Annotated in this window: 10 protein-coding genes and 1 pseudogene; 10 read left to right on the top strand and 1 reads right to left on the bottom strand. The window is 64.3% G+C overall.

What is annotated here, in order from left to right; all coding sequences use genetic code 11:
• Window positions 1-133: 133 nt before the first annotated feature.
• Window positions 134-1,561 (bottom strand): arginine-ornithine antiporter, encoded by a 1,428-nt coding sequence (arcD, locus tag F6X61_RS24495; RefSeq protein ID WP_153788923.1) that lies wholly within the window; start codon window positions 1,559-1,561, stop codon window positions 134-136.
• 437 nt (window positions 1,562-1,998) lie between these two features.
• Here arcD (F6X61_RS24495) and arcD (F6X61_RS24490) point away from each other — a divergent pair, with 437 nt between their 5' ends.
• The 10 genes and pseudogenes from arcD (F6X61_RS24490) to gcvT form a co-directional block, all read left to right on the top strand.
• Window positions 1,999-3,426, top strand: coding sequence for an arginine-ornithine antiporter (gene arcD / locus F6X61_RS24490; RefSeq protein ID WP_125465307.1), 1,428 nt, complete (start codon window positions 1,999-2,001; stop codon window positions 3,424-3,426).
• Between the two features lie 33 nt (window positions 3,427-3,459).
• On the top strand, window positions 3,460-4,713 hold the full coding sequence (arcA, locus tag F6X61_RS24485; protein WP_153788922.1) for an arginine deiminase: 1,254 nt from the start codon (window positions 3,460-3,462) through the stop codon (window positions 4,711-4,713).
• Window positions 4,714-4,782: 69 nt separating this feature from the next.
• Window positions 4,783-5,793, top strand: a complete 1,011-nt coding sequence (locus F6X61_RS24480; RefSeq protein ID WP_110993243.1) for an ornithine carbamoyltransferase — start codon at window positions 4,783-4,785, stop codon at window positions 5,791-5,793.
• Between the two features lie 176 nt (window positions 5,794-5,969).
• Window positions 5,970-6,899 carry a carbamate kinase gene (gene arcC / locus F6X61_RS24475; RefSeq protein WP_125465310.1) on the top strand — a complete coding sequence of 310 codons (930 nt, stop codon included), beginning with the start codon at window positions 5,970-5,972 and terminating at the stop codon, window positions 6,897-6,899.
• Between the two features lie 56 nt (window positions 6,900-6,955).
• A complete protein-coding gene (locus tag F6X61_RS24470) occupies window positions 6,956-7,324 on the top strand; it encodes a DUF5064 family protein (protein ID WP_110993241.1) in 369 nt (122 codons plus the stop codon).
• A gap of 221 nt (window positions 7,325-7,545) precedes the next feature.
• A complete protein-coding gene (locus F6X61_RS24465) occupies window positions 7,546-9,054 on the top strand; it encodes a sigma-54-dependent transcriptional regulator (protein WP_153788921.1) in 1,509 nt (502 codons plus the stop codon).
• Between the two features lie 373 nt (window positions 9,055-9,427).
• Complete coding sequence (gene gcvH, locus F6X61_RS24460) at window positions 9,428-9,811, top strand: glycine cleavage system protein GcvH (RefSeq protein ID WP_153788920.1); 384 nt, start codon at window positions 9,428-9,430, stop codon at window positions 9,809-9,811.
• Window positions 9,812-9,821: 10 nt separating this feature from the next.
• Window positions 9,822-12,677: an aminomethyl-transferring glycine dehydrogenase gene (gene gcvP / locus F6X61_RS24455; RefSeq protein ID WP_153788919.1), complete on the top strand. Its 2,856-nt coding sequence runs from the start codon at window positions 9,822-9,824 to the stop codon at window positions 12,675-12,677.
• Between the two features lie 136 nt (window positions 12,678-12,813).
• On the top strand, window positions 12,814-14,190 hold the full coding sequence (locus F6X61_RS24450) for an L-serine ammonia-lyase (RefSeq protein WP_153788918.1): 1,377 nt from the start codon (window positions 12,814-12,816) through the stop codon (window positions 14,188-14,190).
• Between the two features lie 26 nt (window positions 14,191-14,216).
• A pseudogene (gene gcvT, locus F6X61_RS24445) lies at window positions 14,217-14,762 on the top strand (glycine cleavage system aminomethyltransferase GcvT); the annotation flags it as partial.

The following is a 14,762-nucleotide window of genomic DNA, read 5'->3' as shown; positions in this document are numbered from 1 at the left end:
TGCTCAACTGCTAAAGCTAGCGCGATCCCTGTGGGAGCGGGCTTGCCCCGCGAACACGGGCGAAGCCCGTGCCACCCTACGCAGCCCTTTCGCGGCGCAAGGCCGCTCCTACAGAAGGCGCGTCATGCGCGGTTCACAAACTCAACAGCCCCGAATACAACGCATACGCCGCCAGCCCCGCGCCCGCCAGCACCCCCGCGAAGATCAGCTTCTCCCACGCGGTGAACAGCGCCTGCCCCTGCTCGTGCCTGGCCCGGGCGAACAGGATCACCCCCGGCGCATACAGCAACGCTGACAGCAGCACATACTTGAGCCCACCGGCATACAGCAGCCAGACCGCGTACAGCAAGGCGATCAGCGCCACCAGCAGGTCCTTGCGGCGCACGCTGGGCTGGCCTTGATAGCTGTCGCCACGCAACGCCAGCAACACCGCATAGGCCGCCGACCAGAAGTACGGCACCAGGATCATCGACGACGCCAGGTAGATCAGGCTGGTGTAGGTCCCCGCCGAGAACAGCGTGATCAACAGGAAACCCTGGATCATCACGTTGGTCAGCCACAACGCATTGGCCGGCACGTGGTTGGCGTTTTCCCGGGCCAGGAAGCGCGGCATGGTCTTGTCGCGAGCGGTGGCGAACAGGATCTCGGCGCACAGCAGCGCCCACGACAACAAGGCCCCCAGCAGCGACACCGCCAGCCCGATGCTGATCAACAGCGCGCCCCACGGCCCGACGATGTGTTCCAGCACCGAGGCCAGCGACGGGTTCTGCAGCCCGGCCAGTTCCGGCTGGGTCATCACCCCCAGCGACAGCACGTTGACCAGCACCAGCAGCGCCAGCACCCCGAGAAAGCCCACCACCGTGGCCTTGCCCACGTCCGAGCGACGCTCGGCACGGCCGGAATACACGCTGGCACCCTCGATACCGATGAACACGAACACCGTTACCAGCATCATGTTGCGCACCTGTTCCAGCACGCTGCCGAACTTGGGGTTGCTCAAGCCCCAGATGTCGCGGGTGAAGATATCGGCACGGAAAGCGAACGCGGCAATCACGATGAACATCAGCAGCGGCACCACCTTGGCCACGGTGGTCACCTGGTTGATGAACGCCGCCTCCTTGATGCCGCGCAGCACCAGGAAATGCACCGCCCACAGCAGCAGCGAAGCGCAACCGATGGCCAGCGGCGTATTGCCTTCACCGAAAGCCGGGAAATAGAACCCCAGGGTGCTGAACAACAACACGAAGTAGCCGACGTTGCCCAGCCAGGCGCTGATCCAGTAGCCCCAGGCGGACGAAAAGCCCATGTAGTTGCCGAAGCCGGCCTTGGCGTAGGCGTACACCCCCGAGTCCAGTTCCGGCTTGCGGTTGGCCAGGGTCTGGAACACGAAAGCCAGCGCCAGCATGCCCACTGCGGTGATGCTCCAGCCGATCAGCACGGCGCCGACGTCGGCGCGGGCAGCCATGTTCTGTGGCAGCGAGAAGATCCCGCCGCCAATCATCGAGCCGACCACCAGCGCGATCAGGGCGCCTAGGCGCAGCTTCTGTCCCGGTTCGCTCATGGCGCTTCTCCCCTCTTGCCCGTGCGGCGCATGAAATTTCGATCTAACGCATATAAATGTTACAGCATATTTATATTAATGCAGGACATTAAAGCTAGTTCACTCATAACTCCTTTGTCTAACTAAAAGCGCACGACACCCAGGGTTTTAACGGACTTTTTCGCGCATGGCGTAGTGCCACCACTCAATCTTGTGAAAAATTTGCGAAATACCCAGAAACGGCTAGCTTCATAGCGCAGGCAAAACGGAGCGTTTGCTCTAGATGGACACGGAGGTGCCAGTGCACAAGGCTTGCAGCAGAGCTGTCGGCATCCTCCAGGAGGTACATGAACGGTCTTTTTAACCGTTCATGTCGGCATGAACTGATCTAAATCAGCTAATGACCCAGGCGTCAGATTTATTCTGAAGTCAACTTTCTCCTGGTACGGAGTCGTTAAATGTCTGATTCTCCCGCAAAACTAAAGTTAGGTGCGCTTGTTGCACTTGTCGTCGGTTCGATGATTGGTGGCGGGATCTTCTCGCTGCCGCAAAACATGGCCGCCAGCGCCGGCGTAGGGGCCGTGCTGATCGGCTGGGCCATCACCGCGGTGGGCATGCTCACCCTCGCCTTTGTGTTCCAGACCCTGGCCAACCGCAAACCTGATCTTGACGGCGGTGTATACGCCTATGCCAAGGCCGGTTTCGGCGACTACATGGGTTTTTCGTCCGCCTGGGGCTACTGGATCAGCGCCTGGCTGGGCAACGTCGGCTACTTCGTGCTGCTGTTCAGCACCCTGGGGTATTTCTTCCCGATCTTCGGCGAAGGCAATACGCCGGCGGCGGTGATCGGTGCCTCGATCCTGCTGTGGGCCGTGCACTTTCTGGTGCTGCGCGGCATCAAGGAAGCGGCGTTCATCAACCTGGTCACCACCGTGGCCAAGGTCGTGCCGCTGGCGCTGTTCGCGCTGATCTGCCTGTTCGCCTTCCGCCTCGACATCTTCACCGCTGACATCTGGGCCGTCGGTACGCCGGAGCTGGGCAGCGTGATGAATCAGGTGCGCAACATGATGCTGGTCACCGTGTGGGTGTTCATCGGCATCGAGGGCGCGAGCATCTTCTCCTCCCGCGCCGAAAAACGCTCCGACGTGGGCAAGGCCACGGTCATCGGTTTCGTCACCGTGCTGCTGTTCCTGGTGCTGGTCAACGTGCTGTCGCTGGGGGTGATGACCCAGCCGGAACTGGCCAAGCTGCAGAACCCGTCCATGGCCGCCGTGCTTGAACATGTGGTCGGCCACTGGGGTGCGGTACTGATCAGCGTCGGCCTGATCATCTCGCTGCTGGGGGCGCTGCTGTCGTGGGTGCTGCTGTGCGCCGAGATCATGTTCGCCGCCGCCAAGGACCACACCATGCCGGAGTTCCTGCGCCGCGAGAACGCCAACCAGGTGCCGGCCAACGCCCTGTGGCTGACCAACGCCATGGTGCAGATCTTCCTGGTGATCACGCTGTTCTCCAACAGCACCTACCTGTCGCTGATCTACCTCGCCACCTCGATGATCCTGGTGCCCTACCTGTGGTCGGCGGCTTACGCCTTCCTGCTGGCCTGGCGCAGCGAGACCTACGAGCAGGCCCTGGCCGAACGCAAGAAAGACCTGATCATCGGCGGCATCGCCCTGCTCTACGCGATCTGGCTGCTGTACGCCGGCGGCGTGAAGTACCTGCTGCTCTCGGCCCTGCTGTACGCCCCTGGCGCGATCCTGTTCGCCAAGGCCAAGCGCGAAGTGGGCCAGCCGATCTTCACCAGCATCGAAAAACTGATCTTCGCCGCCGTGGTGGTGGGCGCCCTGGTGGCGGCCTACGGCCTGTACGACGGCTTCCTGACCCTTTGAACACCTGTCTTCGCTTTACTGGAGGAATGAACCATGTCCACTGACAAACAGAAATACGGCGTCCACTCCGAAGCCGGCAAACTGCGCAAAGTGATGGTTTGCTCGCCAGGCCTGGCGCACAAGCGCCTGACCCCGAGCAACTGCGACGAGCTGCTGTTCGACGACGTGATCTGGGTCGACCAGGCCAAACGCGACCACTTCGACTTCGTCACCAAGATGCGCGAGCGCGGCGTTGATGTGCTGGAGATGCACAACCTGCTGACCGACATCGTCCAGCAGCCCGACGCGCTGAAGTGGATTCTCGACCGCAAGATCACTTCCGATTCCGTCGGCGTCGGCCTCACCAACGAAGTGCGCAGCTGGCTCGAAGGCCTGGAGCCGCGCAAGCTGGCCGAGTTCCTGATCGGCGGCGTGGCCGGTGAGGACCTGCCCGACAGCGAAGGCGCCAGCGTGATCAAGATGTACCGCGACTACCTGGGCCACTCCAGCTTCCTGCTCGACCCGCTGCCCAACACCCAGTTCACCCGCGACACCACCTGCTGGATCTACGGCGGCGTGACGCTCAACCCGATGTACTGGCCGGCGCGACGCCAGGAAACCCTGCTGACCACCGCCATCTACAAATTCCACAAGGAATTCACCGGCGCCGACTTCCAGGTCTGGTACGGCGACCCCGACAAGGACCATGGCAAGGCCACCCTCGAAGGCGGCGACGTGATGCCGATCGGCAATGGCATCGTGCTCATCGGCATGGGCGAGCGCACCTCGCGCCAGGCCATCGGCCAACTGGCGCAGAACCTGTTCGCCAAGGGCGCGGTCAAGGAAGTGATCGTCGCCGGCCTGCCGAAATCCCGTGCCGCGATGCACCTGGACACCGTGTTCAGCTTCTGCGACCGCGACCTGGTCACGGTCTTCCCGGAAGTGGTCAAGGAGATCGTGCCGTTCATCATTCGCCCGGACGAAAGCAAGCCTTACGGCATGGACGTGCGCCGCGAGAACAAGTCGTTCATCGAAGTGGTCGGCGAACAGCTGGGGGTCAAGCTGCGCGTGGTCGAAACCGGCGGCAACAGCTTCGCCGCCGAGCGCGAACAGTGGGATGACGGCAACAACGTGGTGGCCATCGAGCCCGGCGTGGTCATTGGCTACGACCGCAACACCTACACCAACACCCTGCTGCGCAAGGCCGGGATCGAGGTCATCACCATCAGCGCCGGCGAACTGGGCCGGGGCCGTGGCGGCGGCCACTGCATGACCTGCCCGATCGTCCGCGACCCAATCGATTATTAACGCCCATTACCCCCGGCCGCCCTCACAAAGCGGCGGCCGGTGTGTTCACCAAACTCAAGGAGAAATGTCATGGCGTTCAACATCCATAACCGCAACCTGCTCAGCCTCGAGCACCACACCACCCGCGAGCTGCGCTACCTGCTGGACCTGTCCCGCGACCTCAAGCGCGCCAAGTACACCGGCACCGAGCAGCAGCACCTGAAGGGCAACAACATCGCCCTGATCTTCGAGAAGACCTCGACCCGCACCCGCTGCGCCTTCGAAGTCGCCGCCTACGACCAGGGCGCCAACGTCACCTACATCGACCCCAATTCCTCGCAGATCGGCCACAAGGAAAGCATGAAGGACACCGCCCGTGTGCTCGGGCGCATGTACGACGCCATCGAGTACCGTGGCTTCAAGCAGGAGATCGTCGAAGAGCTGGCCAAGTTCGCCGGCGTGCCGGTGTTCAACGGCCTGACCGACGAATACCACCCGACCCAGATGATCGCCGACGTGCTGACCATGCGTGAAAACAGCGACAAGCCGCTGCACGACATCAGCTACGCCTACCTGGGCGACGCCCGCAACAACATGGGCAACTCGTTGCTGCTGATCGGCGCCAAGCTCGGCATGGACGTGCGCATCGCCGCGCCCAAGGCGCTGTGGCCCCATGACGACCTGGTCGAGCGTTGCAAGAAGTACGCGGAAGAGAGCGGTGCGCGCATCACCCTCACCGAAGACCCGAAAGCCGCGGTCAAGGGCGTGGACTTCGTGCACACCGACGTCTGGGTATCGATGGGCGAGCCGGTCGAAGCCTGGGGCGAACGCATCCAGCAACTGCTGCCCTACCAGGTGAACAAGGAGCTGATGAAGGCCACCGGCAACCCACGTACCAAGTTCATGCACTGCCTGCCGGCGTTCCACAACTCCGACACCAAGGTCGGCAAGCAGATCGCCGAACAGTACCCGCACCTGGCCAACGGCATCGAAGTGACCGATGACGTGTTCGAATCGCCGGCGTGCATCGCCTTCGAGCAGGCGGAAAACCGCATGCACACGATCAAGGCGATTCTGGTGTCGACCCTGGCTGATCTGTAAGGGCTGACTCCGCAGGCCGGGCGATACGGATCCCTGTGGGAGCGGGTTTACCCGCGAAGGCGTCAGTCGCACCGGCCGCGTTGCCTGGGCTGACGCATTCGCGGGTAAACCCGCTCCCACAGGTGCCGTGTCCGCTCAGGGATCCGCATTCACACTTCAGTTAAAGGACATTCCCCATGCGTATCGTTGTTGCATTGGGCGGCAACGCCCTGCTGCGCCGTGGCGAGCCGATGACCGCTGACAACCAGCGCGCCAATATCCGCACCGCCACCGAACAGATCGCCAAGATCCACCCCGGCAACGAACTGGTCATCGCCCACGGCAACGGCCCGCAGGTCGGCCTGCTGTCGCTGCAGGGCCTGTCGTACAAGCCGGATGAAGCCTACCCGCTGGATGTGCTCGGCGCCGAGACCGAAGGCATGATCGGCTACATGATCGAACAGGAGCTGGGCAACCTGCTGGCCTTCGAGGTGCCGTTCGCCACCCTGCTCACCCAGGTTGAAGTGGACGCCAAGGACCCGGCCTTCAAGGACCCGACCAAGTTCATCGGCCCGGTATATGCCAAGGAAGAAGCCGAGCGCCTGGCCAAAGAGAAAGGCTGGGTGGTCAAGCCCGACGGCGACAAGTACCGCCGCGTGGTGGCCAGCCCCAAACCCAAGCGCATCTTCGAGATCCGCCCGATCAAGTGGCTGCTGGAAAAGAGCAGCATCGTGATCTGCGCCGGCGGCGGCGGCATCCCCACCATGTATGACGAAAACCGCAAGCTCAAGGGCGTCGAGGCGGTGATCGACAAGGACCTGTGCTCGGCACTGTTGGCCGAGCAATTGGAAGCCGACCTTCTGATCATCGCCACCGACGTCGATGCGGCCTACATTGACTACGGCAAGCCCACCCAGAAAGCGATTGCCCAGGCCCACCCCGACGAGCTCGAAAAGCTCGGCTTCGCCGCCGGTTCCATGGGGCCCAAGGTGCAGGCTGCCTGCGATTTCGCCCGGCATACCGGCAAGGTCGCGGTGATCAGCTCGCTGGAAAACATCGAGGACATCGTCAAAGGCACCGCCGGCACACGGGTTTCCACCGCCAAGCCGGGTATCAGCTACCGTTGAATGCAGTTGGCGGGCGCCCGCCGCCCGCCGTTTTCAACCTTCCGGAGGATTCCACCATGGCCCAGTACCAACCCGGTCACGTTCATATCGAGCGCACCGCGCTGAACACCAACGACCACAGCTACGACCTGAACATCAATTACGAAGTGGCCCAGGACCCCAAGGAAGGCAGAGGCATCGAGTTCCGCCTGCATGGCAGCATCGAGGGCAAGCCGGTTGACGAGAAGTTCTTCCTGGCCAAAGACCAGGTGCTGCCCAGCTTCCTCAGCGTCACCACGCGCAAGGCCCAGGCCTACCTGAAGCCGCCGAAGAAATTCGAGACCCTGGGCTCGCCGCACAAGCTGTACGACGCAATGTTCGAAGACATTCGCGCGAAGCTGGATGTGAAGTCGGGCGACCCGATCAAGCCTGAACACCTGGAATAGCCGAATTCATCGCGGGGCAAGCCCGCTCCCACAGGGATTGCACCATCCTCAAGGGCAGCGCTGTAATTGTGGGAGCTGGTTTACCAGCGATGAGGCCCGTACAGGCAACACCGGACAGTTGCTCTACGTTGCCTACCGTGGGAGCGGGCTTGCCCCGCGATAGGCTTCATACGATCACCAAGGCATACTGTCGCCCTCCCCCGGCCACAACTGCCCGCCCCATGCGCATCCACGTCAGCTTCATCGACCGCGTCGGCATCACCCAGGAAGTCCTGGCCCTGCTCGGTGCCCGCAACCTCAACCTCGATGCCGTGGAGATGGTCCCGCCGAACGTCTACATCGACGCCCCGACCCTCAGCCCCGCCGTGCTCGAAGAACTGCACGACGCCCTGTTCGAGGTGCGTGGCGTGCAGTCGGTGGAAGTGGTCGACATCCTCCCCGGCCAACGCCGCCACCTGCAGCTCGATGCCCTGCTCGCCGCCATGAGCGACCCGGTGCTGGCCGTGGACAGCGCCGGCAAAGTGCTGCTGGCCAACCCGGCGCTGATCGCCTTGTGCGGGCGCGAGTCGGCCGGGCGCTCCCTGGCCGAGCTGTTCGGCGACCCCGACCTGCTCCAGGCCCTGCTGGACAACAATTTCCACCTGCCCATGCGCGAGATGCAGCTCAATGGCCAGAGCCTGCTGCTCGACGCCACGCCGATCACCAATGCCGGCGGGCTGCTCACCCTGTACCCGCCCAACCGCATGGGCGAGCGCCTGTCGGCGCTGCACCACGACCACGCCGAAGGCTTCGACGCCATGCTCGGCGACTCGCCGGCCATTCGCACTCTCAAGGCCCGCGCCCTGCGCGTGGCGGCCCTCGACGCGCCCTTGCTGGTGCACGGCGAAACCGGCACCGGCAAAGAGCTGGTGGCCCGCGCCTGCCATGCCATCAGCAGCCGCCATGCCGCGCCCTTCCTGGCCCTCAACTGCGCCGCCCTGCCCGAGAGCCTGGCCGAGAGCGAGCTGTTCGGCTATGCCCCGGGCGCCTTCACCGGCGCCCAGCGCGGCGGCAAGCCGGGGCTGATGGAGCTGGCCAACCAGGGCACGGTGTTCCTCGACGAGATCGGCGAGATGTCGCCCTACCTGCAGGCCAAGCTGCTGCGCTTTCTCAGCGATGGCAGCTTCCGCCGGGTCGGTGGCGACCGCGAAGTGAAGGTGGACGTGCGCATCATCAGCGCCACCCACCGCAACCTCGAGCAGATGGTCAGCGAGGGCAGCTTCCGCGAAGACCTGTTCTACCGCCTCAACGTACTCAACCTGCAAGTGCCGCCGCTGCGCGAGCGCGGCCAGGACATCCTGCTGCTGGCGCACTACTTCATGCAGCAGGCCTGCACCCAGATCCAGCGGCCACAGTGCCGGCTGGCACCTGCCACCCATGCGGCGCTGCTGGCCAACCCTTGGCCGGGCAATGTGCGCCAGCTGCAGAACGTGATCTTCCGCGCAGCGGCCATCTGCGAAAGCAACGTGGTGGATATCGGCGACCTGGACATCGCCGGCACCTCCGTGGCGCGTGGGCAGGACGGCGAAGTGGCGAGCCTGGACCAGGCCGTCGGCGATTTCGAGCGGGAGCTGTTGCAGCGCTTGTATGCCAGCTATCCCTCGACGCGGCAGCTGGCCGGGCGCTTGCAGACTTCGCATACCGCGATTGCCCAGCGGTTGCGCAAGTACGGGATTCCAAGCAAGGCCTGATGCAGCTTCGCGGGGCAAGCCCGCTCCCACAGCATCACCCTTGCCGCCACGCCCGATGTGAATCCTGTGGGAGCGGGCTTGCCCCGCGAAAGGGCCGGCCAACCCTCCGCGTAGCAAAATCATTACACCGTATCGTTTTCGCTACACACTCATCCGGATGCGTCTATGCAAGGGTTTGATCCCACTACGCTTTTGAATCGCTCCCTTCCTGTATCGATTTCATTCCACAAGAATGAAAAACCAGCCTCAGATTTATCTTAACCTCATGATTTATAAGCATTTTTTGTGACTGGCCGCATTATTGCTTAGGGAATTCCAACCTTAAGAGCGCGGGTCTACCGCGCCCAACGCCCCTGCTTCCCGAGGAATTCCCATGAGCGAGTTGCGTTTCACCGAAGATCACGAATGGCTGCGCGTCGAAACTGACGGCAGCGTCACCGTGGGCATCACCGCCTACGCCCAGAACGCCCTTGGCGATGTGGTCTACGTGCAACTGCCGGAACTGCAGCAGTACGACAAAGGCGCCGAAGCCTCCACCGTGGAATCGGTCAAGGCAGCCAGCGGCGTGTACATGCCCCTGAGCGGTGAAGTGGTCGCGGTCAACGAAGGCCTCAACGACCAACCCGAACTGGTCAACGAAGACCCGCTGGGCGAAGGCTGGTTCTTCCGCTTCATCCCCGCCGACATGAACGAAGTGGCCGCCCTGCTCGACCAGGACGCCTACGACCGCCTGCTCAAAGCCAACGACGACGCCTGAGGAACCTGCAATGACCATCAACCTCGGCACCGCCAACGAATTCATCGCCCGTCACATCGGCCCACGCGCCGCTGACGAGCAGGCCATGCTCGCCACCCTCGGTTTCGATTCGCTGGAAGCCATGACCGCTGCAGTCATCCCCGACAGCATCAAGGGCACCAGCGTGCTGGGCAGCGAAGACGGCCAGAGCGAGGCCGATGCCCTCGCCGCGCTGAAAGCCATCGCCGCCAAGAACCAACTGTTCAAGAGCTACATCGGCCAGGGCTACTACAACACTCACACCCCGGCGCCGATCCTGCGCAACCTCCTGGAAAACCCGGCCTGGTACACCGCCTACACCCCCTACCAGCCAGAAATTTCCCAGGGCCGCCTGGAAGCGCTGCTGAACTTCCAGACCCTGATCAGCGACCTGACCGGCCTGCCGATCGCCAACGCCTCCCTGCTCGACGAAGCCACCGCCGCCGCCGAGGCCATGACCTTCTGCAAGCGCCTGTCGAAGAACAAGGCCAGCCATGCCTTCTTCGCCTCCGTGCACTGCCACCCGCAAACCCTCGACGTGCTGCGCACCCGTGCCGAACCGCTGGGTATCGAGGTGGTGGTGGGCGACGAGCGTGAGCTCAAAGACGCCAGCGCCTACTTCGGCGCCCTGCTGCAGTACCCGGCCAGCAACGGTGACGTGTTCGACTACCGCGCCGTGGTGCAGCAGTTCCACGCCGCCGGCGCCCTGGTGGCCGTGGCCGCCGACCTGCTGGCCCTGACCCTGCTGACCCCGCCCGGCGAATTCGAGGCCGACGTGGCCATCGGCAGCGCCCAACGCTTCGGCGTGCCGCTGGGCTTCGGTGGCCCGCACGCGGCCTACTTCGCCACCCGCGACGCGTTCAAGCGCGACATGCCGGGCCGCCTGGTCGGCGTGTCGATCGACCGCTTCGGCAAGAGCGCCCTGCGCCTGGCCATGCAGACCCGCGAGCAGCACATCCGCCGCGAGAAGGCCACCAGCAACATCTGCACCGCCCAGGTACTGCTGGCCAACATTGCCAGCATGTACGCCGTCTACCACGGCCCGGCCGGCCTCAAGCAAATCGCCGAACGTACCCACGCCCTGACCGCGATCCTGGCCATCGGCCTGGTGAAGCTGGGCGTGAAAGTGGTCACCCGCGAGTTCTTCGATACCGTCACGCTGAATACTGGCAGCGCTACCGCCGCCCTGCACGACAAGGCCCGCGCCCAAGGCGTCAACCTGCGCCAGATCGACGCCGAGCACCTGGGCCTGTCACTGGACGAAACCAGCAGCCAGGCCGATGTCGAAGCCCTGTGGCAACTGTTCGCCGACGGCCAGGCCGCCCCGGACTTCGCCACCCTGGCCCCGACCATCGTCGGCCGCCTGCCGAGCGCCCTGCTGCGTCAGTCCGCGATCCTCGAGCACCCGGTATTCAATCGCTACCACAGCGAAACCGAGCTGATGCGTTACCTGCGCCGCCTGGCCGACAAGGACCTGGCGCTGGACCGCACCATGATCCCGCTGGGCTCGTGCACCATGAAGCTCAACGCCGCCAGCGAGATGATCCCGGTGACCTGGGCCGAGTTCGGCAACCTGCACCCGTTCGCCCCGGCCGCGCAAAGCCAGGGCTACCTGCAGATGACCACCGAGCTCGAAGCCATGCTCTGCGCGGCCACCGGCTACGACGCCGTATCGCTGCAGCCCAACGCCGGCTCGCAAGGTGAATACGCAGGCCTGCTGGCGATCCGCGCCTACCACCGCAGCCGTGGCGACAGCCATCGCGATATCTGCCTGATCCCGTCCTCGGCCCACGGCACCAACCCGGCCACCGCCCACATGGCCGGCATGCGCGTGGTGGTGACCGCCTGTGACGCTCGCGGCAACGTCGACATCGACGACCTGCGCGCCAAGGCCCTCGAGCACCGCGAACGCCTGGCCGCGATCATGATCACCTACCCGTCGACCCACGGCGTGTTCGAAGAGGCCATCGGCGAGATCTGCGCGATCATCCACGACAACGGCGGCCAGGTGTACATCGACGGCGCCAACATGAACGCCATGGTCGGCCTGTGCGCTCCGGGCAAGTTCGGCGGCGACGTGTCACACCTGAACCTGCACAAGACCTTCTGCATCCCCCACGGCGGCGGCGGCCCGGGCGTTGGCCCGATCGGTGTCAAGTCGCACCTGGCGCCGTTCCTGCCGGGCCACGCCCAGTTGGAAAACACCGCTGGCGCGGTATGCGCCGCACCGTTCGGCAGCGCAAGCATCCTGCCGATCACCTGGATGTACATTCGCATGATGGGCGGTGCCGGGCTCAAGCGCGCTTCGCAGATGGCGATCCTCAACGCCAACTACATCGCCCGTCGCCTGGAAGAGCACTATCCTGTGCTGTACACCGGCGGCAACGGCCTGGTGGCGCATGAGTGCATCCTCGACCTGCGCCCGCTCAAGGACACCAGCGGCATCAGCGTCGACGACGTGGCCAAGCGCCTGATCGACTTTGGCTTCCATGCACCGACCATGTCGTTCCCGGTGGCGGGCACGCTGATGATCGAGCCGACCGAAAGCGAATCGAAAGAGGAACTGGACCGCTTCTGCAACGCCATGATCCAGATCCGCGAAGAGATCCGCGCCGTGGAGAACGGCAACCTGGACAAGGACGACAACCCGCTGAAGAACGCCCCGCACACTGCGGCGGAGCTGGCTGGCGAGTGGACCCACGGCTACAGCCGCGAGCAGGCGGTCTACCCGCTGCCGAGCCTGGTGGAAAGCAAGTACTGGCCACCGGTCGGCCGCGTCGACAACGTGTTCGGCGACCGCAATCTGGTCTGCGCCTGCCCGTCGATCGAGAGCTATCAGGACGTCTGATAGCACTCGGGTCGACAGCGCGCCCTGTGGGAGCGGGTTCACCCGCGAATGCGATAGTGGTTTCACCGACGTATTCGCGGGTAAACCCGCTCCCACAGGTTCACCGTCAACCTGTAGAGCCGGTTAGGAGGTCAGCATGTCCCTGAGCGTCTTCGACCTGTTCAAGATCGGCATCGGCCCCTCCAGCTCGCACACCGTCGGCCCGATGCGCGCCGCCGCGCGCTTTGCCGAAGGCCTGCGCCGTGACGGCCTGCTGGCCAGCACGGTCAGCGTCAAGGCCGAGCTGTATGGCTCGCTCGGCGCCACCGGCAAGGGCCACGGCAGCGACAAGGCCGTGCTCCTCGGGCTCGAAGGCGAGCACCCGGACACCGTCGATACCGAAAGCATCCCCGCCCGCCTGCAGGCGATCCGCGACAGCGGCCACCTGCGCCTGCTTGGCGAGCACGAGATCGAATTCGTCGAAAAACAGCACCTGGCGATGATCCGCAAGCCGCTGGCCTACCACCCCAACGGCATGATCTTCCGTGCCTTCGATGCGGCCGGGTTGCAGATCCGCAGCCGTGAGTACTACTCGGTGGGTGGCGGTTTCGTGGTCGATGAAGAGGCCGCCGGCCACGACCGCATCGTCGAGGACAGCACCGTGCTGCCCTACCCGTTCAAGACCGGCAAGCAATTGCTCGGGCATTGCGCCGCGCAACAGTTTTCGTTCAGCCAGGTGATGCTGGCCAACGAAGCGGCATGGCGCCCCGAGGCCGAAACCCGCGCCGGGCTGTTGCGCATCTGGCAGGTGATGCAGGACTGCGTCGAGGCCGGTTGCCGCCACGAGGGCATCCTGCCCGGCGGGCTGAAGGTCAAGCGCCGCGCGCCGGCGTTGTACCGCCAGCTCAGCCAGCACCCGGAAGCCAGCCTGCGCGATGCCCTGTCGGTGCTCGACTGGGTCAACCTGTACGCCCTGGCGGTGAACGAGGAGAACGCCCACGGTGGGCGCGTGGTCACGGCGCCGACCAATGGCGCGGCCGGCATCGTGCCCGCGGTGCTGCACTACTACATGCGCTTCGTCCCCGGCGCCAACGAGGATGGGGTGGTGCGTTTTCTGCTCACCGCAGCAGCGATCGGCATTCTCTACAAGGAGAACGCGTCGATTTCCGGCGCCGAGGTGGGCTGCCAGGGCGAGGTCGGCGTGGCCTGCTCGATGGCCGCCGGGGCCTTGTGCGAGGTGATGGGGGGAACCCCGCAGCAGGTGGAGAACGCCGCCGAGATCGGCATGGAACACAACCTGGGCCTGACCTGCGACCCCATCGGCGGGCTGGTCCAGGTGCCCTGCATCGAGCGCAACGCCATGGGCTCGGTGAAGGCGATCAATGCGGTGCGCATGGCCCTGCGCGGCGATGGGCAACACTACGTCTCGCTCGACAAGGTCATCCGCACCATGCGCCAGACCGGCGCCGACATGAAAAGCAAATACAAGGAGACCGCCCGCGGCGGTCTGGCCGTCAACATCATCGAATGTTGACCCGAACAAAAACCAAGGAGTCACCGATGTCCGAAACACTGCTCAAGACCCCGCTGCACGCCCTGCATCTCGAACTGGGCGCACGCATGGTGCCGTTCGCCGGCTATGACATGCCGGTGCAGTACCCGCTGGGGGTGCTCAAGGAGCACCTGCACACCCGCGAGCAGGCCGGCCTGTTCGACGTCTCGCACATGGGCCAGATCGTCCTGCGCGGCAGCGATGCGGCCCGCGCGCTGGAAACCCTGGTGCCGGTGGACATCATCGACCTGCCGGTGGGCATGCAACGCTATGCCATGTTCACCAACGAACAAGGCGGCATTCTGGATGACCTGATGGTCGCCAACCTGGGTGACGACACCCTGTTCCTGGTGGTCAACGCCGCCTGCAAGGACCAGGACCTGGCCCACCTGCGCCAGCACATCGGCGCGCAGTGCGAGACTCAACCACTGTTCGAGGAACGTGCGCTGCTGGCCCTGCAAGGCCCGGCGGCGGTCAAGGTGCTGGAGCGCCTGGCGCCGGAAGTGGCCGGCATGACCTTCATGCAGTTCCGCCCGGTTACCTTGCTGGGCAGC

The organism is Pseudomonas sp. EMN2 (assembly GCF_009650555.1).
Classification (GTDB): Bacteria; Pseudomonadota; Gammaproteobacteria; order Pseudomonadales; family Pseudomonadaceae; genus Aquipseudomonas; species Aquipseudomonas sichuanensis.
Note: the sequence above shows the minus strand (reverse complement) of the source record. Positions and strands in the feature narration are given on the sequence as shown.

Excerpts from the sequence above, each read along its gene's own strand:
- arcD (WP_153788923.1), bottom strand. The coding sequence starts at position 1,561 with ATGAGCGAACCGGGACAGAAGCTGCGCCTAGGCGCCCTGATCGCGCTG.
- arcD (WP_125465307.1), top strand. The coding sequence starts at position 1,999 with ATGTCTGATTCTCCCGCAAAACTAAAGTTAGGTGCGCTTGTTGCACTT.
- arcA (WP_153788922.1), top strand. The coding sequence starts at position 3,460 with ATGTCCACTGACAAACAGAAATACGGCGTCCACTCCGAAGCCGGCAAA.
- F6X61_RS24480 (WP_110993243.1), top strand. The coding sequence starts at position 4,783 with ATGGCGTTCAACATCCATAACCGCAACCTGCTCAGCCTCGAGCACCAC.
- arcC (WP_125465310.1), top strand. The coding sequence starts at position 5,970 with ATGCGTATCGTTGTTGCATTGGGCGGCAACGCCCTGCTGCGCCGTGGC.
- F6X61_RS24470 (WP_110993241.1), top strand. The coding sequence starts at position 6,956 with ATGGCCCAGTACCAACCCGGTCACGTTCATATCGAGCGCACCGCGCTG.
- F6X61_RS24465 (WP_153788921.1), top strand. The coding sequence starts at position 7,546 with ATGCGCATCCACGTCAGCTTCATCGACCGCGTCGGCATCACCCAGGAA.
- gcvH (WP_153788920.1), top strand. The coding sequence starts at position 9,428 with ATGAGCGAGTTGCGTTTCACCGAAGATCACGAATGGCTGCGCGTCGAA.
- gcvP (WP_153788919.1), top strand. The coding sequence starts at position 9,822 with ATGACCATCAACCTCGGCACCGCCAACGAATTCATCGCCCGTCACATC.
- F6X61_RS24450 (WP_153788918.1), top strand. The coding sequence starts at position 12,814 with ATGTCCCTGAGCGTCTTCGACCTGTTCAAGATCGGCATCGGCCCCTCC.